The organism is Brevundimonas sp., assembly GCF_029945885.1.
GTDB lineage: Bacteria > Pseudomonadota > Alphaproteobacteria > Caulobacterales > Caulobacteraceae > Brevundimonas.
In genome coordinates this window covers 36,396-57,989 of the sequence record NZ_JAQSDK010000035.1, presented here as the reverse complement: position 1 = coordinate 57,989, position 21,594 = coordinate 36,396, and the positions used below count along the sequence as shown (strand labels likewise).

The window sequence follows — 21,594 nt, the reverse complement described above, 5'->3', positions numbered from 1 at the left end:
CGCGAAGCGGCCCACCACTCTGCCCGCTCGATGCTCCCGCATTGTTCACGAAATGCGCATAAGCGGGATCTTGCGAAACACCATCCATCCTTCGACTGTGGGCCTCGCCCGCCTCGATCAGTCACATCCGGCAGACCTGCGCGGCAACGGCGGGGATATCAGGCCGACGTTCCAATGCCATGCGACGCCGCCCTGGCCGCGCCGCCTGCAAACCACCGCTTCATGAAGGGCGAACCGGTTCGGCGGGCCATTGTGCAGACGCGGCACCTCTTCAAACGCCATATAGGCGCGATCCGGACCATAGGGTGGCCACACCGCCTCCCCGCGTGCGTGGGGCGTGCCGTCGTGCGCGAACGTCGCCCAGTAGCTCAGCATGGCGTCGGACAGGTGCCGCTCCGATGCCGTGTCGGGCACGGCGGGCCAGTAGGCCGGGGTCGAGCCCGTCGTACCAAAGACGAACGGAATCTCCGAGGCGTGAAAAGCGCGGAAGCCGCCGTCGTCGGCTGCCGGATAGCCATGGTCGAAATAGTACAGGAACGAGGGTTCACCGATGGCCGTCTGGCTTGCGACCATCCGCTCTGCGGTCCAGCCGTACATGGCGTCGCGCGTCGTCTCCAGCATGCTCTCACCCATGGTCTCGGGCGGATAGCGATTCAGGAAGGCGTCTGCGAGATCGCCGTAACGCGCCCGGATCTCGCGGGTATAGGTTTCCGCGTCCGCCGGTGCGGGCGGAAGCAGGAACCGAAGCGAACGGATCTCGCCCTCGTTGAACCCGGCCAGGATCGGCACGGGAGCCTGCTCACCGCGATCAAACACGTCGATCAGTTGGTGCGGCAGGGTGTGCCCGTCGATATTGCCGAGCGGAAAATAGGCTGTCCGCGCGGTGCCCTCGATGATGGCCTCTGCGCTCATCGCCCGCAGGGCCGCAGGATTCCTTGCCCCGAGCGCATGCGCCAGCGACACGCCGGTGCTTTCCGCGTCCGGCCAGTCCCGGTAGGTTCCGCTGCGCAACTCCGGCACGGTGATCAGATAGGCGCTCTGGGCGATCGCCCTGTGAAACAGCCCCCGGGCCTCCGGGGCCGCCATCAGATACAGGACACTGAGCGCGCCCGCGGACTCGCCGGCGATCGTCACATTGTCGGGATCGCCGCCGAACGCGTCGATGTTGCGATGGACCCAGCGCAGGGCCTGGATCTGGTCCATGAGGCCATAGTTGCCGGATATGTTGTCCGGCGACTCGGCGCTCAGCCCGGGGTGGGCCAGCCAGCCCAGCGGCCCCAACCGATAGTTGATCGAGACGACGACGATGCCCTGACCGGCGAACCGTGCGCCGTCATAGATCGCCTCGCTGCCGGCCCCGTTTACCAGCGAGCCCCCGTGGATCCAGAGCAGAACGGGGGCCTTGTGCGCCTGCGCCGGGGCCGTGACGTTGAGGAAGAGGCAATCCTCACTCATCGCCGCATATTGGGCGAAGGGCGACGCGGGCTGCATACAGGCCGCACCGAACTGCGCCGCCTCGCGCACGTCGGGCCAGCGCGGCAGAACAACGGGGGGACGCCAACGCAAATCCCCGACGGGCGCGCGCGCATAGGGGATTCCGCGAAAGACCCGGGTTTTACCATCCGCGACCCCGCGCACGCGGCCGGTCGGTGCATCAACGACCGGCGCGTCCTGCGCAACCGCCGGGGCCGCGAGCGCGACAACGATCGCGACCAAAAGGGCGATGAATTTCCCAATCGGCAAGGCGAACCTCCGCGTGCTCATGACGGTGTGTCCGGTGTGTATCCCGCCTTGGCAAGCTCCAGCCGGCTCTGCTCCAGGGCGTTGTCCGGCACGAAGGCGTTTGTGAAGTCGAAGATTTCGTCCCAGCGGGAGACGACGGCCTCGGGTGCCCCGTCGTCAGCATGGATGTGGATACCCCGGGCCAGGGAAACCTGCGCCCCTTCGAAGCCGCGGGCACCGGCACACAGGATGGCGCGCGTCGGGGCATCGTCGCGAACCAGGGCCAGCATGGCCGGGCTCACGAATTCAGGCTTCAGCAGGCGCAACATGTCGTTCGGAAGGACACCCTCCATCATCTGCGTCGCTGCGGTCGGGGCCAGACAATTGACCCTGATGCCGTACCGCTCGCCCTCCAGGGCCAGGGTCTGCATCAGCCCCACCAGGGCCATCTTGGCGGCCCCATAATTGGATTGGCCGAAATTGCCGTACAGGCCGGACGACGAGGTGGTCATCACGATCCGACCGTATTTCTGTGTCCGCATCGTCTCCCAGACCGCCTTGGTGCAGATCACCGCCCCCATCAGATGCACCTCAACGACCAGGCGAAAGTCGTCGATAGCCATCCTGGCGAAGGTCTTGTCGCGCAGGATGCCCGCATTGTTCACCAGGATGTCGATCCGGTCCCAGCGCTGGACCGCGTCCGCGACCATCCGCACCACAAACGCCTCATCGGTCACGGAGCCGACGGCGGCGATCGCGTCACCGCCCGCGGCCCGGATCTCTTCTGCCACCTGTTCAGCGGCGGCACCGGTGTCGTTCACTACGACACGGGCTCCGCGCTGCGCAAGCAACAGCGCATGAGCCCGACCCAGCCCGCCACCGGCACCGGTCACGATCGCAACGCGGCCATCCAACCTGATCATAACCTCGTCCTCAATCCGATAAGAGGGCCCGCTCCCGTCGTCCGACATTCAGCTCTCCACCCCGGCCTTCAGGGCATTGCGCGCCTGGAGATCCGCAATGATCTGCGCATGCCGCTTCCGGGTCAGGTGGTAGCCGATGAGGAAGAGGGGAGAGACCATGGCGAACAAGGCCGGAAGCGGCCCGGAAATCAGCGCCAGCCTGTTGAGCACCTCATCCGGAATGGGCAGGCCCGGAGCCCGTGAGGCGAGATCGGTCGGGAACTGGATCGCGTCCAAAGCCAGACCGGCAATCAGACCGCCAAGGCCCGAAGCCGCCTTGAAGGCCAGAGTCAGGCCGGAGAAGAACAGACCTTCCCGCCGCACACCGAACAGCCACTCATGCTCGTCGGCCGTGTCGGCGAGCATGGACTGGAAGCCGACGCCGCCGATCATGATCGAGGTCCCGACCAGAAGGCCGTTGACGAACAGGACCGCGGTCGCAGTCACGGGCGTCAGCGAAAAGGGCCCGTAGAGCTGCAGCAGCGGCGGCCAGATCAGGAAGATGGCGATCGCGAGGAAGGCCATGATCGACAGGGTACGCTTCTCGATGTGGCGCAGGGCAAAGGCGCTGATCGGCGCGCCCAGCAGCGGTCCCAGGGTGGTACTAAGCAGGATTAGCTGGATGGCCCCCGTATCGAGCTTCCAGAAATAGCGACTGGCGTGGAGCGCGAGCGACACGTGGGCGGAATAGGCGAGGAAATAGGTCAGCACCGTTCCAAACAGGATCAGGAAAGACCGGTTGCGCGAAAGCTCGACCATCTCCCGGGCAAATCCCGCCAGGAAAAGCCCGCGGCCCTGCTCCGGCCCGTGCAGGCGCGGTGCCGCGCGCCGCACGGCATCAATCGCGATCAGCCCGGCCACCAGCATCACGGCCCCGCAGGTCCAGCCAAACGGCGTGTAGTTTTCACGGTTCAGCAGACCGTTCTCCCCGGCCATAAACACACCCAGACCCAGGACGACCCCGATCAGGATACCCGCATTCTGGAACGACAGACGGAAGGCGACGATACTGGCGCGCTCCCGGTAGTTGTCGGTCACTTCCGCGCCGGCCGCGGTGAACGGCAGAACGAAGAACGACAGCGAAACCCGCAGCACCACGAGGCAGGCGGTGACGTAGACGAACTGGGTGAGGCCGGTCAGGGACGCCGGCATGGAAAACAGCAGGCCGAAGGCACCGGCGAATGGCAACAACCCGCCGACCATGAAGGGAAGCCGACGTCCGAAGCGGGACCGCAGCCGGTCACTGGCCAGGCCGATCGCCGGGTCGGCGACGGCATCGATCAGCAGCGCGATCAGCTTGGCCATCCCCGCCATCGTTCCCGACATGCCGCAGACGGCGGTCAGGTAGAAGAGCAGAAAGAATCCGAAGCCGGCGGCCACAATGCCATCGGCCAGTGCGCCGGCCCCGTAGGTCGCCTTGAAGCCGACGGTCAGCGGCACACGGCGCGCCGCCGCGGCAGAGGTCTCGGTTCCGGCCCTGATCTGCTGAATGGCCAAGGCTCAGCCCCTGTTCGCGCGGTGGGTTGGGTTTGGTGAAACGGCGGTCTGGTCGATGAACAGACCGACGCGTCGGGACGCTTCAGCGCCATGGGTTTCCAGCGTGGCCATGTGATCACCGGGCAGGCTGATGAAGGAAAATCCCCTGGCCTCGGCAAAACGCCGGCTTGCCTCGTGGTAGAGATCCTCCTGCCCGACCCAGAGCGCGACAGGTGCCGGACAGGCCGCAACGCCGTCCGCCAGGCCGGCCAGGTCATTCATGCCGTCGATCGCGGCGGCCAGCCCGGCCTCCCGGTCCGGATGCAGTCCGGCGAGAAGTTCGGGCCGATCCCGGCGGATCATGGCGCTGAGTATGGGATAGGTGATTTCCGGCAGGCCCCAGACCGCGGCCGGGGTATACATTCCTTCGACCACGTCCCAGCCGCCAATAGCCAGTGAGGCGATGCGGTCAGGATAAAACGTCGCCAGTGCCGAGGCCATCCAGCCGCCCATCGAATAGCCGACCACATGGGCACGCGCGATCCCGAGACAGTCGAGGACGCCCGCGAGGTGAGCCGCCCGACGGCGGGGCCCATAGTGACGGGGGTCGGGTGGCGCGCCGCTGCATCCGTGGGCGAGCGAGTCCGGCGCGATTACACGGCGATTCCGGACGAGTGATCTGCCAAATTCGGTCTGGAGGATTCGGGCTCCACTGCCGAAGGCACCGTGGATCAGCAGGACTGGCGCACCCGTGCCCTCGTCGAAATAGTGGATGTGATCATCGCCGAGATCGACATAGCCCTCGACCGGCCCGCGCGCCGGGCCAGTCATACTGCGGAATCCTGGCGCACGGGACCCGATCCGCCTCGCAGGGCGTCGTAGATCCCGCGCTGATAGACCGGCAGGGCTCGGCGCCCCGCCGCGCCGCGTCCTGTGGCGATGGTCGATCCCGAGTTCGCAGTCACCGGCACCTGATGCTGGATTAGGTAAATCATGATGAGGTCATGCACGGGGTCAGCCTGCCACCAGGTCCCGAAGACACCAGGCCATGTCATCGAGCCGCGGGCCCCGCAGGAATACGGGTTGTCCGTCAGATCCTCGGTGATCGAAAGTCCCAGCCCAAAACCGGACTTGGTCCAGAGATCCATTCCAGCAAAGGGAACGCGCCGCTGCGCCTCCGTCAGCCGGTTGGTCCGCATCAGCCGGACCGTTTCCGGGCGCAGTAACCGGACCCCTTCCAGTTCGCCATTATTGAGGAGCATGCGCGCGAACCGGTGATAATCAGGGGCCGATGAGATCAGCCCTCCCCCGCCCGGCGTGTAGCCCGGCGGTTCATCGTACATTTCGGGATTGAGCTTCATCAGCGTCTGCGACGCTTCGTCATAGCCATACAGGCTTGCCAGCCTGGGGCGTTTGTCTTGGGGAAGCCAGAAATCGGTATCCCTCATGCCCAGCGGTATAAAAATACTATCCTGCAGGACCTCCCGGAACGGCCGGCCTTCCACGCGCCCGATCAGGAAACCCATCACATCCGACGAATGGCCATAGTGGAAGCGCGCACCGGGCTGATGGGCAAGCGGAAGGGTGCCGAGCGCAGCCAGCCATTCGTCAGCCGTCAGACGATTCATGCCCGGGTCCCCGAGCGCCGCCTCATAGGCCTGTTTGATCGGCCCCTCCGAAAACGGGGCGTAGGCGATTCCCGAACGGTGGGTCAGCAGGTCCTCCACAGTTATGGCCCGCGCTGCCGGTTCCGTATCGTGAAGCGGTCCGGACGCGTTTCGCAATACCGGGACACCGGCCAGTTCAGGGATCCAGCGCGTCACCGGGTCGTCGAGGGCGATCCGGCCCTCCTCAATCAGCATGAGGGCTGCGACCGAGGTGATCGGCTTGGTCATGGAGGCGATGCGGAACAGGGTGTCGCTACGCATCGGAGTCCGGCTCTCAATGTCGCTCCAGCCGATCGCGTCGGACTGGACGACCTCCCCGCCACAGGAGGTCAGGGTCACGACCCCCGACAGCTCGCCACGGTCAACGAACCCTTCGAGGGCAGGTCGAACCGTGGCCAGCGTCGCAGCGTCGAAGCGGAACGCGCGCCTGTAATCACGACCGGGCATCAGGCGCGGTTTCGCAAGCCAGAAGGCACGGTCAGAAGGTTTTGCGCAGATTGAGCGCCACGAAGCGACCGATCGGATTATAGCTGCCGCCGATGCCGTCCGTCGCGGGGAAGAACGGCGGCTCCTGATCGAACAGGTCGTTGACCTGCAGGGCCAGTGATGTGCCCTTCGACCACCCGGCGTCCGCCAGCCTCCACGTCACCCGAAGGTCGACCGTGGTATAGGCGTCAGCCTTGTAGGAGCTCACCCCGGTCGGCGTGGTGAAATTGTTCCGGACACCGTCCCGGTAGTTGACGAAACCCGCCAGGCTGAGCGAGCCGGTTTCAATGCCCAGCGTCCCTCTTACCGTGGCGCGGGCCACGCCCAGATCGAGGGCGTTGGAGACCGGAGCAGCAGGAGAGAGCTGGGTGTCGAAATTCAGCACGTAGTTGCCGGCGAGATCGGCATAGACCGCGCCGAACGAGGTTGGCCAAGTGTAGTTGATGTCGGCATCCAGACCGTCTGTCTTGCGTACGCCGAAATTGTTGAGGCGCAGGTCCAGAAAATTTCCGATCGTCGGGAGAGGTGTCGGCAGATTGACCGGCACGGCAATGGACAGCAGGCCGGCAAGCTCGGTCGGCGTCGGATTACGATGAACGATCGCGCTGAAGGTCGGGTCTGTGAAGACGAGGGCGACCGACGGGGTTCCAATCACATTGGTATAATCGATGTTGTAATAGGTCAGGCTGGTCCGCAAATTCGGCAGGAAGGCCGGATGCCAGTCAGCACCGAACGACCAGGTGGTAGCCTCTTCCGGCTGCAGCAAACTGTTGCCGCCAAGCAGATAGATGGTCGCGACCTGGGCGGCACCGCGGGTCGGGTCGTTGGCAGCTACCGCGGACGTGGCGGCGTCGAGATAGTAGGCCCCTACAGTGGCCCCGACCTGGCGCATCCCCGGGGCGCGGAACGACTGGCCGTAGGAGGCGCGCAGGGCGACATCGTCCACCGGCTTCCAGCTGATGCCGACCTTTGGATTGGTGGTCGAACCGAAGTCGCTGTAGTCGTCATACCGACCCGAAAGCGACAGGGACAGACTCCTGATGAACGGAGCGGCGTTCGCCGCACCGACGATCGGGATGAACAGTTCGCCATAGACCGAGGTGATGTCGCGCGTCAGGCTTTCGGGAACCGGCGTCGCACCGACAAACCCTTCCTGGTCGAAGGTCTCACGGCGGAATTCGGCCCCGACAGCGACCTTCAGCGACCCGCCGGGCAGCTCCATCAGCGGGCCGGTGAGCCGGACGGCCCCGAGCCAGGAGCGCTGATCGATAGTGACGGAGGTCGAGGAATTGAGGATCCCGGCGACTACAGACGGCGCGGTGCCCGTGCCGAACGGGTCAAGGGCCGTCGCCGATGACGTACCGGCCGCTGCCGCCGCAAGAGCCGCTGCGTTGATCGACGGCAGGAAGGCGACGTTCTCGGCCCGGGCAAAGGTGCCGTAGACGCTGAGATCGAAATCCCGCGGCAGTCGCATGTCGACACCGGCGGAGGAGTTGAGCACCTTTCGGTCATCGGTATTCGTGAAGTGGTCGTCCCCGATCAGATTGTCGGGACGGAACTGCACCAGCTCGATCGTCGCTCCGGTTCCTGGCGGAGCCCGGAAGAAGGGATTCGACGCCAACAGCACCACCGTTTGAACGGGCGGGGCCACGCGGATCTCGTCACGGCGGTCGGAATACAGGAGCTCACCCCACAGGGCGGCATTGGCACCCAGGTCCTGCCGCCCGGAGACGAACAGGCTGTGAACGCGAGTCTTTGGATAGAGGTCCGCGACCGCGCCATTATCGCAGTAGTTGCGGGTGTTCGAGGCCAGAGCCGGAGCCGCATAGTAGACAGAATAGAAGGTCGTATTGACCAGGACATTGGCTGAAGGGCAGCTGACCCCCCGCGTGTCGATGCCGCCGAACGGCCGGAAATCCTGCATCCGGTAGTCCCGGTCGCCGGCCACAACGTTGTCGTTTTCAGTATACTGATAGGCAGCCAGGATTGAGCCGCTGCCCCAGCTGTGGCCCAGCAGGGCACTGACGTATGCAGAGCGATAGTTGTCGGCCATGCCATAGTTGGCCGAGACTTCGGCCCCCGACACATTCCTTCGCGTAATGAAGTTCACCACCCCGGCCACGGCGTCCGAGCCATAGATCGAAGAAGCCCCGTCCGCGATGACCTCGACGCGTTCGACCGCCAGGATCGGGATCAGCGGGAAGTCAGGATTGGTTTCGTTCGCCGCCGCAGCGACCAGCCGGTGGCCGTTCATCAGCGGAAGTGTCGCATTGGCCGGCAGTCCTCGCAGGCCCGGGGCAAACGAGCCGACCCCACCCAGGCTCGGCGAGGGGGCCGTGTTGAAGCTGTTCAGCTGCGGAACACTGGCGAGCAGGTCCGGCGTATTGGCCGCGCCAAGGGTCCTGATATCGTCGCGAGATACCGTGATCAGGTTCGAACCGGTCGGCGGCACGCCCCGGATACTCGTGCCGGTAATGACGATGTCGCCCAGCACGGCCAAGGGCTCATCCGGCGCGCGATCGGCGTCCTCGGGCCAGTCCTGTGCAGACTGGGCAAAGACTGACCCCGCAGACAAAAGCATCGCGGCCGCCAATGACGTTCCGGTCAGCGCAATCTGCCTGACGGTTTTCGAATGTCTTTTCATTTTGTCCTCCCCCGGGCGGCTTTACCGCTCTGCTTTCGCCGCCCTCAAACCGGGCGATCTCTCCAGTTCGTTTATTTAGCACTGAATGAATGAACCTCGTCAAGCTCATTAGTTTGCGACTAAAGCAATACGCCCTGCGTCCTTGACCCGAGCAAGGGGCTGCCTCATCGTCAATTGCTCGGTTTGCTGGCAACGCCGCCCGTAAATAAAGGATTCGGAGGACCAAAGAGGATGGCTGCAGCGCCGAAGGTCAAAGGGCGCCGCACGCGCGCCGAGCAGCGCGCCGCGAGTGTCAAACTCATTCTCGATACAGCCGAGGACCTGTTCTCTCAGCGCGGCTATTTCGGAATCACGATCAAGGATGTCGCCGATCAGATGGGAATTCACCCGGCGCTGATCCACTACTACTACGACGGAAAACAGGCGTTGTTCGACGCCGTGTTCGAACGCCGGGTCCAGTATGCGGTGGAAGTCCGGACTGCCGGACTCGACGCCTATGAGGCGGAGGTGGGGGAAAACCCCACCATCGACGGGGTGCTGCGCGCCTATTACGACGGGGCATTCGACGTCTACATCAACGGCGACGCTGGCTGGCGAAATTTCGGGCGCATCTTCGCCCAGGTCAACAATGCCCCCGGCTATGGTGCCGAAAAGATGGACACCTATTTCGACCCCCTGGTCCTGCGCCTCATCGGCCTGCTCAAGAAGGCCTTGCCGGACGCGGATCCGGAAGACCTCTTCTGGAGCTTTCAGTTCACCTCAGGGGCCTACACCCTGGTCCTGTCCCGTACCGGACGCATTGACCGACTGTCCGACCAGTTGTGCACCTCTGACGATTTCGAAGCGGTTCGCGACCGCTTCGTGACCTTTATGGTTGGCGGCTTCGACGCCCTTTACAACCGCAAACCGTCCAGTCCCGCCCGACCGAAGGCGAAGAAAACCGGGCGGTCGAAACCTGCCGACCAATAGGCACTGACTGGTTCACGCCTTTCCCTCAGGGTCGATGGGATCGCCCAGCCGTGCCTGACGCAGGGCGGCGCGTCTCACCTTGCCGGCTTCATCCCTCAGGGGCTCATTCGTGAACTCGATCTGCTTGGGCAGCTTGTACCGCGTCAGGCGCTCGGCGAGGAAGGCGAGCAGCGCCGACTCGTCCAACGCAACCCCCTCGACCGGCTGAACGATCGCATGGACGCGCGCGCCCCACTCCTCGTCGGGCAGGCCGATCGCCGCGCTGCTCCGCACCCCCTGATGAGCGTCCAGAGCGGCCTCGACTTCCTGGGGGTAGATGTTCGCCCCGCCCGAGATGATCAGGTCGTTGCGCCGGTCGGACAGATACAGGTAGCCGTCCCCGTCGAGACTGCCCAGGTCCCCTGGCGCTTCCCACTCGCCGATGCGTCGCGCCTCGCTGCCCAGATAATGATAGGTTGATCCGGCACCGCCCTGCGGGCGGAAGAAGACCTCCCCGACCTCGCCGACCGGGCACTCTTGACCCTCCGCATCGAGAATCTTCACTGCATAGCCGTCCCGGACGCGACCGACAGAGCAGCGGTGGGCCAGCCAGTCGGTGCCGGAGATAATCGTCGACCCCGTCCCCTCGGTCGTCCCGTAGTATTCCCAGACCCGGTCGGCCCCCAGCCAGTCGATCCAGGCCTCCTTCAGCCAGGGGGCACAGGGAGCCGCCATATGCAGCACCATACGCAGGCTTGGCAGGGTGAAACGCGACAGGGCATCGGGGCCCAGCCGCCAGATGCGTTGCATCATCGTCGGCACCATAGTGACCCAATTCACCTGATGCGCCTCAATCAACTCGAGCGCGCGAAGCGGATCAAACCGACCCATCTCGATGATCGTTGCCCCGACGAACATCCCCATGGTGATGCAGTGGAACGGGGCGTTGTGATAGAGCGGACCCGGATTGAGGATGGTGTCGCCGGGCCGCTGGTTCAGGAAGCCCTCGGTCGGATCCCAGGCTGCCGGCATGGCGTCAACGATGACCTTGGGGCGGCCAGTGGAGCCGCCGCTGGTCATGGCCTTCCAGTGGGGCGAAATCACCAGGGGCAGGACGTCCGCCGAATGGGCGTCCGTGGGCACTGAACCTGCCGGCAGCGCCGCCACCTCAGTGGACGGCGGCGTACCGATGAACAGCTTGGGACGAACCAGATCAACGATCGCCTCCATTTCCGGCCGGGCCAGCCTGGCGGCGACGATGTTGGGAATTGCACCGAGCTTCCAGAGGGAGAAGATCGTCTCGTAGAACTCCAGCCCGTTGGGCAGGGCGACGGTGACGAAATCCCCCTGGCCGACTCCGTGCGCGGCCAGGAGCCGTGCCCGACGGTTCGACCGGACGTCGAGTTCGCCATAGCTGACGGCGACCCCATCCTGCACCAGCGCTGACCGGGAGGGAGCCTGGCGCGCATGATGGGCCAGAATGGCGCTGAGCGGGACCGGATATGTCGACATGATAACGGCGAAGCCTCCCTGCCAGCATGGCGGCGCTCCACTTCCGGAGCGGGCACACACTGCCAAACAAACCCCTTCATTAACTTAGTGATAAATGAATGAAAAGAGGCCGCAGGTGTGGTGATGTTGCTGTGACGCGGTCCGCACGAAGCCGAAAGGCCCGGAAATCGTCGCTCCGCCAGCATTTCTCTCCTCGCGTGATCACCGGGAGGAGACACTCTCGCAACCAGTCGACGGGACCTGCGGCAGCCTTGTGTGCCGCCAGGTTGAAAGCTAAACGGGCGACGGGAGCCTCGATCTTGCCGCACGCTTTTCGCCATTTCTGCATCGGTCTGTGCGTCGCCTTGTTGGCGGCCATGAACATGCATGGCTTGTCGCAGTCACAGCATGCTCTCGGCCACGCCGCTGATTGGCCCTCCGTCGCCCTGGGCGAGGTGGATGACGACCATCACACGGTTCACGTTCATGTGGCTCCGGACGAAATGCCCGACACGGGCATCAATCCGGATGCGGACGGTGCGCCTCCGGTCGGCCATCATCATCATCACGCTGGCGGCGACGTCCATGTCGCGCTGCCGGCGCTCGGTCGACATGTGACGGAACCGTCGTCGACATCGGCCCTGCGGTCTCCCGGGTCCGATCCGGCCCTGGCGGGCCTCGGTCGCGACGGGCCCGAATACCCTCCGAAACGGATGCGCACGGTCGTCTGAACCTGCGCAGCCGAAAGGCTGCGCGCGCAATCTGTTTCCCGGAGACACCCTTGAAAACCCCGAATGCCGGCTCTGCCGGATCGTGGGCGCGTATGGCGACCGTTTCGGCGCTGGCGCTCTCACTGGCGGCTCTGCCGTCTTATCCGGCCATGGCGCAGCAGTCCGCAAGCGTCGCACCGGACATGCCTTCCCTGTCCCTGGAACGGGCGTTGGCCCGTGCTGCCGAGGTGGATCCCGCCCTGCCCGGCGGCGAAGCCCGCGCCCGCGCCGGCGACGCCGCTGTGCGTCAGGCCGATGTCCGCCCCAATCCCACACTGGGGCTGATGGTCGAAAACCTGCCAACGCTGGGCGGGGGCAACATCATCGACCGGACCGAGACGACCCTGTCCTACGAGCAGCGGTTCGAACGGGGCGGCGACCGACCGGCGCGCGTCAACCTTGTCCGGGGTGAAGCGGCCATGGTTCGGGCCGAAGACGCCATTCGGAGACTGGACCGGCTTGAGCAGGTGCAGCGCGCATGGGCCGACGCCCTTGCCGCCCAGGCCGAACTCGAAATCGCCCGCGAACGTCTGGATCTGGCCGAACGCTTCCACACCGAGGTGCAGCGGCGTGTGAACATGGCTCGCGACCCCCTGTTCGCGGGGGCCCGCGCCGAGGCCGAACTGGCGCAGGCCCAGATCGATTTCGACCAGGCCGGGATCCAGGCGCGACTCGCTCGCGCGACACTGGGCCGGTTCTGGATCGGAGCCCCCGACTTCTCGCTCGATCCTGCCGATTTCGAGGACACCCGCGCCGCGCGTGAAGTCGCCGGTCCGGTCTCTGAAATCGATCTCGCGGTTCTGTCCGCGCAGCGCGATGTTTCCCGGGCCCGGGTTCGTGTCGAGCAGGCGCGTGCCATGCCGGACGCCACCGTCAGCGTCGGCGTCCGGCATTTCTGGGAGGGACAGGACCTCGGCCTGGTGGTCGGTGGGTCCATTCCCCTCGGCCGTTTTGATCGCAACGAGGGGGCCATCGCGCGCGCCAGGTTCGAAGGCATCGCCGCCGAGGCGGATATGACGGCGCTCCGGCAGGACCGGGAACGCGAGATCGCCCGGCTTCAGGTGCTCCTCGCATCACGGGCGCTCGAGGCGCGCCGCATCGCCGAGGAAACCCTGCCCCAGGCCGAACGGGCGGTCACACTCGTTCGTCAGGGCTTCGCGCGCGGCGGCTTCACCTACAATGATGTGATCTCCGCCCAGACCGCGCTGCTCGCGACCCGGGCCCGGCGCGTCGCCGTTCTCAAACAGTTCCACATTGATCGCGCCCGCCTTGATCGGCTGACCGGCGCGCATGCCCCCCTGCTGGGCCTGGAGATCCGTTCATGACCCGTCACACCCCATCACGGCGCATCATCGCCGTCAGTCTGTTTGCCGTTGCCGTCTTCGTCTCAGCCTGCGGCTCGGGCGGTTCGACGGAGAAGGCCGAAGGCGAGGTGGCGGCCGGTGACTATGAGCGTGGCCCCCATCGCGGCCGGTTGCTTCGCGACGGTGATTTCGCGCTGGAGGTCACCATCTATGAGGATGGGCCGGAGCCGCTGTTCCGACTCTACCCCTACCTCAAGGACAAACCGGTCGACCCCGGTCAGGTTCAGGCCGCCATCACGCTCGGGCGACTGGGGCCTATAACCAACCGGTTCGTCTTCGCCGCCGAGAACGACTACCTCGCGGCGCCGGGCGTAGTGTTCGAACCCCACTCCTTTGACGTGACGGTCGCCGCCACCCATGCCGGACGCCAGCACCGCTGGAGCTACGAGTCCTATGAAGGGCGCACGACCATCACGGCCGACGCGGCGCGCGCCGGGGGCGTGACGGTCGAGCGTGCCGGACCTGCGACCCTCGGCGAGACCCTGCCCCTGACGGGGCGGGTCGAGATCACACCCGAAGGCCAGGCCGAGGTTCACGCCCGCTATCCCGGCCGGGTCATGGCGTTGAGTGTCGGCCTCGGAACGCGGGTCTCACGCGGGCAGGTCATTGCCCGGGTCGAGTCCAGCGAGAGCCTGCAGACCTATGCGATTACCGCCCCGATCTCCGGCATGATCGTGGCCAAGAACGTCAACGTCGGTTCGATCACCGGCGGCGGCGAACCCATGCTGATGATCGGCGATCCCACCCGGCTGCACGCCGAGTTCCTGCTCTATCCGCGCGATGCCGAGCGTGTGCGGGCAGGTCAGCCGGTCACCGTCAAAAGTCTGGCCGGGGACTACACCTTTAACGGCAGGATCGAGGCGGTGTTGCCCTCGTCCAGCCTGACGAGCCAGGTTCTGATCGCCCACGTCGACCTGCCTTACCAGGGCGGCATCTGGCGGCCGGGCCTTGGCGTGTCAGGAGAGGTCCAGGTCGGCAGCGGGCAGGTTCCCCTGGCGGTGCGCACCAAGGCGCTCCAGCCGTTCCGCGACTTCACCGTGGTCTATGCCCGCTTCGGCACGACCTATGAGGTACGGATGCTGGAACTGGGCCGCCGCACGCCGGAGTGGACCGAGGTCCTCGGCGGTATCGATCCGGGCACCGACTATGTGGTGGACGGTGCCTTCCTGATCCGCGCGGACGTCGAGAAGTCCGGCGCGAGCCACGATCACTAGGGGCGGGATCATCATGCTTGAACGTATCATCGCGCTGTCGATCCGCTTCCGCTGGGTCGTTATGGCCCTCGTCGTCCTGGCCTGTGCCGTAGGGGCCTGGAGTTTCCAGCGCCTGCCCATCGACGCCACGCCGGACATCACCAATGTGCAGGTCCAGATCAACACCGAGGCCCCCGGCTTCTCGCCGCTGGAGTCCGAACAGCGGATCACCTTCCCGGTGGAGACCGCCATCGCCGGCATCCCCGGTCTGCAATACACCCGGTCGGTCTCACGCTACGGGCTGAGCCAGGTAACGGTCGTCTTCAACGACGGTACCGACATCTATTTCGCACGCCAGTTGGTCAACGAGCGGCTTCAGGCTGCCCGCGGTCAACTGCCAGAAGGACTGACCCCCGAACTCGGTCCCATCGCCACCGGGCTCGGCGAAATCTTCATGTATACGATCGAGGCGGAACGCGGTGCGCGCCGGCCCGACGGGGAACTCTACACACCCGAGGACCTGCGCACGCTTCAGGACTGGGTGATCCGGCCGCAACTGCGCAGCACGCCCGGCGTCACCGAGGTCAACACCATCGGCGGCTTCGAGCGGCAGTATCACGTCACGCCCTGGCCGGACCGGCTGGTCGCCTATGGCGTGACCATGGCCGAGGTCGTGGAGGCGTTGAACCGCAACAACGCCAATGTCGGCGCGGGATATGTCGAACGCTACGGCGAACAGTATCTCGTCCGGGTGCCCGGTCAGGCCGAAAGCCTGGAAGACCTCGGGGCCGTGATCGTCGCCAACCGCAATGGTGTCCCCGTCCGGGTCGCCGACGTGGCTGACCTGCTGATGGGCGAGGAACTGCGCACGGGAGCCGCGACCGAGGACGGCCGGGAGGTCGTGCTGGGCACCGTCTTCATGCTGGTGGGCGAGAACAGCCGCGCCGTGGCTCAAGCCGTTGCCGCCCGACTGGATGAGGCCGCCAAGGCCCTGCCGGCGGGGGTGCGCGCCGTCCCCGTCTATGACCGCACCGATCTGGTCGATCGGGCGATCCACACCGTGGAGAAGAACCTCGTTGAGGGCGCGCTGCTGGTGATCGTCGTGCTGTTCCTGCTGCTGGGGAATATCCGCGCGGCCCTGATCACCGCCGCTGTCATCCCGATCACCATGCTGATGACCATCACCGGCATGGTGCGGACCGGAGTGTCGGGAAACCTGATGAGTCTCGGCGCGCTCGACTTCGGCCTGATCGTCGATGGGGCCGTCATCATCGTCGAGAACTGCCTGCGCCGCTTCGGCGAGGCGCAGCATCGGGTCGGGCGACTGCTCAATCGCGATGAGCGGTTCGCCCTCGCGGCCTCGGCCTCCGGCGAAGTGATCCGCCCGTCCCTGTTTGGCGTGCTGATCATCACCCTGGTCTATGTGCCGATCTTCGCCCTGACCGGGGTCGAGGGGAAGATGTTCCACCCGATGGCCATCACCGTCGTCATGGCCCTGACCTTCGCCCTGGTTCTGTCCCTGGCCTTCGTCCCCGCTGCCGTGGCGATGTTCGTCACCGGCAAGGTCGAGGAAAAGGACAGTTTCGTGATGCGCGGTGCCCGGCGCTTCTATCAGCCGGCTCTGGACGCGGCCCTGCGCCTTCGCGTGGCCTTCGTCGCCGTGGCGGTCGCCCTGGTCGCCATTGCGGCATTGGGGGCCAGCCGGATGGGGTCGGAGTTCATCCCGAACCTCGACGAGGGCGACATCGCGATGCATGCCCTCCGCATTCCGGGCACCTCGCTCAGCCAGGCCGTGCAGATGCAGACGGCGCTGGAACGCCGGATCGCCCGGTTCCCCGAGGTCGAACGGGTCGTGGCCAAGATCGGCACCGCCGAGGTGGCGACCGACCCGATGCCGCCTTCGGTCGCCGATACCTTCATCATGCTGAAGGACCGCTCCGACTGGCCCAATCCCAGAAAACCCAGGGCGGAACTGCTGGAGGAGATGCGGGCTGCTGTCGCCCTGATCCCGGGCAATAACTACGAGTTTACCCAGCCGATCCAGATGCGGTTCAACGAACTCCTCTCCGGCGTTCGTGCGGACGTGGCCATCAAGGTGTTCGGTGACGATCTGGATCAGCTCCTGGAAGTCGGGAATGCCGTCGAAGGTGTGATCGGTGACATCGAGGGGGCCCAGGACGTCTCGGTCGAACAGGTCACCGGCCTGCCGGTGCTCCAGATCAGACCGGATCGCGCCGCCCTCTCAAGACTCGGCATCAGCATGGACGACGTCCAGCAAGTCGTCTCGACCTCGATCGGCGGCGTCGTCGCCGGACAGGTGTTCGAGGGCGACCGGCGCTTCGATGTGGTGGTTCGCCTGCCCGAGACGCTGCGGCAGGACACCGAAGCCATGGGCCGGCTGCGCATTCCCGTGCCGGGTGCCGGAGGCACGGCTTTCGTGCCGCTCGAGGAGATCGCGACCATCGTCGTCGAGAAAGGCCCGAACCAGATCAGCCGCGAGGACGGCAAGCGCCGCGTCGTGGTCACGGCCAATGTGCGAGGCCGCGACCTGGGCTCGTTCGTCGCCGAAGTGCAAGACAAGGTCGGAGCCGAGGTTGTCGTCCCCGCCGGATACTGGATCAGCTACGGCGGCACGTTCGAGCAACTGATCTCGGCGGCGAAACGACTGCAACTGGTCGTGCCGGTGGTTTTGCTGCTGATCTTCGGCCTGCTGTTCGCCCTGTTCCGGTCGGTCAAGGACTCGGCCATCGTCTTCTCCGGGGTGCCTCTCGCCCTGACCGGCGGCGTCGCGGCCCTGGCCATGCGCGGTCTACCGCTGTCCATCTCGGCGGCGGTCGGCTTCATCGCCCTGTCCGGCGTTGCGGTGTTGAACGGCGTGGTCATGGTCAGCTTCATCCGCACCCTGATCGCCGAGGGCAAACCGCTCGGCGAGGCGATCCGCGAGGGCGCGCTCACACGGCTGCGTCCGGTGCTGATGACTGCCCTGGTCGCCAGCCTCGGCTTCGTGCCGATGGCGCTGAATGTGGGGGCCGGGGCCGAGGTCCAGCGTCCACTGGCCACGGTCGTGATTGGCGGGATCATCTCCTCGACGATCCTGACCCTGCTGGTCCTGCCCGCCCTCTACAGCCTGGTGCATGGCCGTCCACCCCGGCCCGCAGGCCGGCGCCCCGGCTGGCTTTCCCGTCTTCCCTTCATCCGGAGTAATGCATGACCGCCGCGATCAGACTGACCATGCGGGTCTGAGCCACAGCAGCTTCGTCTGGTTCACGGATGACGAGCGGGGAAACCTCGATACCCACAGCGATGGGCCGGGGATTTCCCGCCACGGCGACGGCAAGGACCCGGACAGCCGGGTGGAAGGTCATTTGACGGCGGCCTTCACCGGGAGGCCGACCGTCAGGAGCAGGATTGCCACCGGGCTCGATCCGGCTAGTCTCGTTCGATGATCCCAGCGACCGCCCTGATCTCAACCCCGCTGGGCGTTCTCACGGTCCTGGTTGTCATCGTCGCCCTGGCCGATGCACTCGGCCGCACCGGACTGTTCCGGAAACTCGGCGCGGCCATGATCGTGATCGTGCTGGGCGCGCTCCTGGCCAATCTTCGCGTCATCCCGCCGGCCGCCTCGGGCGGGCCCGTCTATGATCCGGTCTTTACCTATGTGATCCCGGCGGCGATCTTTCTGGTCCTGCTCGACGTCAACCTGGGGGCGTTGAAGCGGGCCGGAGCCCCCATGATCGGGGCCTTTTTTCTGGGGGCCCTCGGGACCTTCCTGGGTGTGTGGATCGCCAACGCCGTCACCCCGATCGCCGGCATGATCGGGGCAGCCCATGCCCCACTCGCCGGTATGTTTACCGGCACCTACACCGGCGGCGGAGCCAATTTCAACGCGGTCGCCCTCGCCTATGACATCACCCGCGACGGCGGCCTGTATACGGCCGCGACCGTGGTCGACAATGTCATGACCGACGTCTGGATCATCGTCACCCTGGCCCTGCCCGCCCTGCTTCTGAAGTCCGGCTGGTTCGGCAGACCGGGCCGCCCGGCCGCGCAGGTCGCAGATCAACACCCCCGCGATGATTACACCCGGCCGCCGTTGACCGGCACGCTGGCCATCGCCGTGCCCCTCGCCCTGACCGCACTGGCCGTCTGGCTCTCGGGCCTGTTGTCCGCCTGGCTGGGCGCGCGCGGAATCACCGTCCCGTCCATTCTGATCGTCACGACCCTGGCCCTGATCGTCGCCCAGGTCCCGGCGGTGGCGCGTCTGGCCCAGGCCAATACCCTGGGCCTGTGGGGCATCTATCTGTTTCTCGCCGTCGTCGGGGCCAATGCCGATCTCGCCGCCCTGGTCGCGGCCGGTAGCCTGACCCCCGTCCTGTTCGCCTATGTCGGCATCGTCTTCGCCGTCCACGCCACAGTTCTGTTCGGCATCGGTGGGCTGCTGAAGCTGGAACCCGTCGTCCTGGCCGTGGCCTCCAGCGCCAATATCGGCGGCTCCGCCACCGCCTTCGTCCTGGCCGAGGCAGAGGGTCGACAGGACCTCGTCCTGCCCGCCATCCTCATCGGCTCCATCGGCAACGCCGTCGGCACCTATGCGGGGTTTGCCATGGTGGCCCTGCTTGCCGCCACCGGCTGAGACCGCACGACCGTCCGCCCCGGCCGGCCGCAGGGTCCCGCCTCAGAAATGGCGCACGATCTGGAGTGACAGCGCGCCTGCCTCGGGGGCCGCCGGGGTTAGCCGCGCACCGTGACAAAGCCGGCAGCCTTCCAGGCCCCGATGCCGCCGGCCAGGTTGCCGTTCACCTCAACGCCGGCGGCCCGGCACGCCTTCAGCGCCTTCATCGAGCGCATGCCCGACTGACACTGAAGGACGATTTTCGAGGGTTCCCCGGCCCTGGACAGGGCCCGCGGGTCAAAGCGGGACAGGGGCATGTTGATGGCCTCGCCGATCCGTTCGCCCCTGAACTCCGCGACCTCACGGACATCGACGAGGATCAGCGATCCGTCGGCAAGCCCCGATTTGACGATGGTCGCCGACCGGTTGTCCGCGTTTCGGAAGAAGTTGAACATGGCTGTCGGCCCCGGGATTCAGGCCCGGCGACAACCGTCGGGCCCCTGTTAGTTTCGTATATTCAGATTGTATATTCCCATGCAAATGGTCAAGGCCTGGGCCCGGGAACGGGCGGGACCGAGCGGGTACCGGCTTGCGGAACCGGGCCTCGCCAGAGACGGGGCCCGCCAGAGAGGCCAGCCAATCCCGACCGTCACCCTGCCCCCCCTGCCCGCCCTGGACGCCTATCTCGGGCAGCTGGATCGGGTCCTGGCCCCGCTGGGCGAGAGCGAACGCCAGGAGATCCTCCAGGAAATCCGCGCCCATCTGACCGACAGCGCCGCGGCCGAGGCGGGCGATGATGCGCAACGCGCGGCCAGCGCCATCCGCAAGCTGGGCTCCGCCAGGGTCGTGGGACAGGCCTACCTCAGCGAATCGCTGCTGGAACGCGCCAGCCACGGCCTGCGGCCGGGCCTGACCCTCATGGGGCTGGCCACCGCCCTCGGCGGAGGGCTGGGCATGACCGCGCTCGGACTGGTGTTTGCCTTCGGCTATCTGGCCCTCACGATCGTCGCCATCGCCACGGTGGGCAAGCTGTTCGTCCCGGCGTCCGGACTCTGGCTGCACGACACCGGGGCCTGGTCACTATCCTTCGCGGCCATGCCCCACTCGCGCGAGGTCCTGGGCTGGTGGATCGTCCCGATCGGCACCGGCCTGGTGATCGGCGGCTGGCTGGCCCTCAACCGCCTGCTCCGGCTGATGCTGAGGTTTGCCCTGCCGCGACCCAGGGGCTGAGCAGCCGCGAATCCCGGGACGGATTGTTCCCGTCCTAGAACCAGGCCCTCAAACCAATGACGATACGCGTCTCCTCGGCCCCCTGGCCGGATGCCGCCAGATAGTCGGCGGTCCCGCCGAAATGCCGGGTCCATTCGACGCCGACATAGGGCGCGAGTTCCTTGCGAATCTCATAGCGCAGGCGCGCGCCGACCTGCAGCGACGTCACCCCGGACCCGATCTCCAGGTCCGGAATGTCCGTGGCCGAAAGATTGACCTCGGCGCGCGGCTGCACGATCCAGCGATTGGTGATCCGCTGATCGTATTCAGCCTCCACACGTGCGCTGAGTTCGCCCTTGTTGGACAGGAAGGCGGCCGCACCGACCTCGAACCAGTGGGGAGCCAGCCCCTGGACCCCGACCACCAGGTCCGTCCGGTCACCCTCCGGCCGGTAGGTCTGGCGCAGACCGGTCTGGATATCCCAGAACGGCCGGACGGCCCGGCTGTACAGGGCCTGGAGTTCCGCATCCTCGATCCCGTCCGCGAAACTCCCTCCGCCTTCAGACTTCCACCAGAAGCGGTTGATATCGCCGCCGGACCAGCCCTGGGCATTCCAGTCATAGGCCGCGTCACCATCGGCGACCGTCGCCTCCAGCTGGTCGATGATGACGGCCGTGGTCCGGACGTCGCCATTTTCCACCAGCAACTGCTGACGGGCCACAGCCATTTCCGCCGGATCGAACAGCAGGTCCGCGGCATGGGCGGGGCCGCCTGAGGCCGCCGCCGGAACCGGATCCTCCGGCGGGCGGCCGGGATTGTCGGCACTTGTCGACACCCGGGGCGGCATCGCCATGCCCGGCATGGCGTGGCCCGCATGCGGATCGGTCGAAGGCGCGGCCGGAGCCGTGCCCATGCCCGACATATCGTGGCCCGCGTGCGGATCGGTCGAAGGCGCGGCCGGAGCCGTGCCCATGCCCGACATATCGTGGCCCGCGTGCGGATCGGTCGAAGGCGCGGCCGGAGCCGTGCCCATGCCCGACATATCGTGGC

At 66.1% G+C, this 21,594-nt stretch carries 16 protein-coding genes; 6 read left to right on the top strand and 10 right to left on the bottom strand.

Going from position 1 to position 21,594, the window contains the following annotated elements; genetic code table 11:
* Positions 1-117: 117 nt before the first annotated feature.
* The 6 genes from PSV00_RS12775 to PSV00_RS12750 are packed head-to-tail and all read right to left on the bottom strand — an operon-like array spanning position 118 to position 8,894.
* Positions 118-1,764 carry a carboxylesterase family protein gene (locus PSV00_RS12775; RefSeq protein WP_300447845.1) on the bottom strand — a complete coding sequence of 549 codons (1,647 nt, stop codon included), beginning with the start codon at positions 1,762-1,764 and terminating at the stop codon, positions 118-120.
* Positions 1,761-2,642, bottom strand: coding sequence for an SDR family NAD(P)-dependent oxidoreductase (locus PSV00_RS12770; RefSeq protein ID WP_300447959.1), 882 nt, complete (start codon positions 2,640-2,642; stop codon positions 1,761-1,763). Before PSV00_RS12770 ends, PSV00_RS12775 begins: the two co-directional genes overlap by 4 nt.
* Positions 2,643-2,693: 51 nt before the next feature.
* A complete protein-coding gene (locus PSV00_RS12765) occupies positions 2,694-4,181 on the bottom strand; it encodes an MFS transporter (RefSeq protein WP_300447843.1) in 1,488 nt (495 codons plus the stop codon).
* A 3-nt stretch (positions 4,182-4,184) separates the two neighbouring features.
* Complete coding sequence (locus tag PSV00_RS12760) at positions 4,185-4,991, bottom strand: alpha/beta hydrolase family protein (protein WP_300447841.1); 807 nt, start codon at positions 4,989-4,991, stop codon at positions 4,185-4,187.
* Positions 4,988-6,274 (bottom strand): serine hydrolase domain-containing protein, encoded by a 1,287-nt coding sequence (locus PSV00_RS12755; protein ID WP_300447838.1) that lies wholly within the window; start codon positions 6,272-6,274, stop codon positions 4,988-4,990. The genes PSV00_RS12760 and PSV00_RS12755 overlap by 4 nt, the downstream gene beginning before the upstream one ends.
* Positions 6,275-6,305: 31 nt before the next feature.
* Positions 6,306-8,894, bottom strand: a complete 2,589-nt coding sequence (locus PSV00_RS12750) for a TonB-dependent receptor (RefSeq protein ID WP_300447837.1) — start codon at positions 8,892-8,894, stop codon at positions 6,306-6,308.
* Positions 8,895-9,131: 237 nt separating this feature from the next.
* Between PSV00_RS12750 and PSV00_RS12745 the strand changes: the two genes are divergently transcribed.
* Positions 9,132-9,926 (top strand): TetR/AcrR family transcriptional regulator, encoded by a 795-nt coding sequence (locus PSV00_RS12745; protein WP_366944667.1) that lies wholly within the window; start codon positions 9,132-9,134, stop codon positions 9,924-9,926.
* 12 nt (positions 9,927-9,938) lie between these two features.
* Here the strand turns inward: PSV00_RS12745 and PSV00_RS12740 are convergent, their stop codons facing one another.
* A complete protein-coding gene (locus tag PSV00_RS12740; protein ID WP_300447835.1) occupies positions 9,939-11,417 on the bottom strand; it encodes an AMP-binding protein in 1,479 nt (492 codons plus the stop codon).
* Between the two features lie 380 nt (positions 11,418-11,797).
* Positions 11,798-12,010, bottom strand: coding sequence for a hypothetical protein (locus PSV00_RS12735; protein ID WP_300447833.1), 213 nt, complete (start codon positions 12,008-12,010; stop codon positions 11,798-11,800).
* A gap of 209 nt (positions 12,011-12,219) precedes the next feature.
* Between PSV00_RS12735 and PSV00_RS12730 the strand changes: the two genes are divergently transcribed.
* From PSV00_RS12730 to PSV00_RS12715, 4 genes are all read left to right on the top strand, one after another.
* Complete coding sequence (locus tag PSV00_RS12730; RefSeq protein WP_300447831.1) at positions 12,220-13,491, top strand: TolC family protein; 1,272 nt, start codon at positions 12,220-12,222, stop codon at positions 13,489-13,491.
* Positions 13,488-14,744 carry an HlyD family efflux transporter periplasmic adaptor subunit gene (locus tag PSV00_RS12725; RefSeq protein ID WP_300447830.1) on the top strand — a complete coding sequence of 419 codons (1,257 nt, stop codon included), beginning with the start codon at positions 13,488-13,490 and terminating at the stop codon, positions 14,742-14,744. The genes PSV00_RS12730 and PSV00_RS12725 overlap by 4 nt, the downstream gene beginning before the upstream one ends.
* Before the next feature lie 13 nt (positions 14,745-14,757).
* Positions 14,758-17,934: a CusA/CzcA family heavy metal efflux RND transporter gene (locus PSV00_RS12720; protein WP_300447827.1), complete on the top strand. Its 3,177-nt coding sequence runs from the start codon at positions 14,758-14,760 to the stop codon at positions 17,932-17,934.
* A gap of 231 nt (positions 17,935-18,165) precedes the next feature.
* The gene (locus PSV00_RS12715; protein ID WP_300447824.1) at positions 18,166-19,356 is read left to right on the top strand and encodes a DUF819 family protein; all 1,191 of its coding nucleotides are present in this window, start codon (positions 18,166-18,168) and stop codon (positions 19,354-19,356) included.
* Between the two features lie 98 nt (positions 19,357-19,454).
* On the opposite strand, the gene PSV00_RS12710 is transcribed toward PSV00_RS12715, so the two are convergent.
* Positions 19,455-19,790 (bottom strand): rhodanese-like domain-containing protein, encoded by a 336-nt coding sequence (locus tag PSV00_RS12710; RefSeq protein ID WP_300447822.1) that lies wholly within the window; start codon positions 19,788-19,790, stop codon positions 19,455-19,457.
* A 79-nt stretch (positions 19,791-19,869) separates the two neighbouring features.
* Between PSV00_RS12710 and PSV00_RS12705 the strand changes: the two genes are divergently transcribed.
* Positions 19,870-20,565, top strand: a complete 696-nt coding sequence (locus tag PSV00_RS12705) for a hypothetical protein (RefSeq protein WP_300447820.1) — start codon at positions 19,870-19,872, stop codon at positions 20,563-20,565.
* 34 nt (positions 20,566-20,599) lie between these two features.
* Here PSV00_RS12705 and PSV00_RS12700 read toward each other — a convergent pair.
* Positions 20,600-21,594, bottom strand: a 995-nt coding sequence (locus PSV00_RS12700; RefSeq protein ID WP_300447819.1) for a copper resistance protein B, incomplete at its 5' end; no start/stop codon positions are given.

Bases quoted from the DNA above. Each gene is read 5' to 3' on its own strand.
- PSV00_RS12720 (WP_300447827.1), top strand. From the start codon at position 14,758: ATGCTTGAACGTATCATCGCGCTGTCGATCCGCTTCCGCTGGGTCGTT.
- PSV00_RS12730 (WP_300447831.1), top strand. From the start codon at position 12,220: ATGGCGACCGTTTCGGCGCTGGCGCTCTCACTGGCGGCTCTGCCGTCT.
- PSV00_RS12760 (WP_300447841.1), bottom strand. From the start codon at position 4,991: ATGACTGGCCCGGCGCGCGGGCCGGTCGAGGGCTATGTCGATCTCGGC.
- PSV00_RS12775 (WP_300447845.1), bottom strand. From the start codon at position 1,764: ATGAGCACGCGGAGGTTCGCCTTGCCGATTGGGAAATTCATCGCCCTT.
- PSV00_RS12715 (WP_300447824.1), top strand. From the start codon at position 18,166: ATGATCCCAGCGACCGCCCTGATCTCAACCCCGCTGGGCGTTCTCACG.
- PSV00_RS12725 (WP_300447830.1), top strand. From the start codon at position 13,488: ATGACCCGTCACACCCCATCACGGCGCATCATCGCCGTCAGTCTGTTT.
- PSV00_RS12755 (WP_300447838.1), bottom strand. From the start codon at position 6,274: ATGCCCGGTCGTGATTACAGGCGCGCGTTCCGCTTCGACGCTGCGACG.
- PSV00_RS12710 (WP_300447822.1), bottom strand. From the start codon at position 19,790: ATGTTCAACTTCTTCCGAAACGCGGACAACCGGTCGGCGACCATCGTC.
- PSV00_RS12705 (WP_300447820.1), top strand. From the start codon at position 19,870: ATGCAAATGGTCAAGGCCTGGGCCCGGGAACGGGCGGGACCGAGCGGG.
- PSV00_RS12750 (WP_300447837.1), bottom strand. From the start codon at position 8,894: ATGCTTTTGTCTGCGGGGTCAGTCTTTGCCCAGTCTGCACAGGACTGG.
- PSV00_RS12735 (WP_300447833.1), bottom strand. From the start codon at position 12,010: ATGTCGACCGAGCGCCGGCAGCGCGACATGGACGTCGCCGCCAGCGTG.
- PSV00_RS12740 (WP_300447835.1), bottom strand. From the start codon at position 11,417: ATGTCGACATATCCGGTCCCGCTCAGCGCCATTCTGGCCCATCATGCG.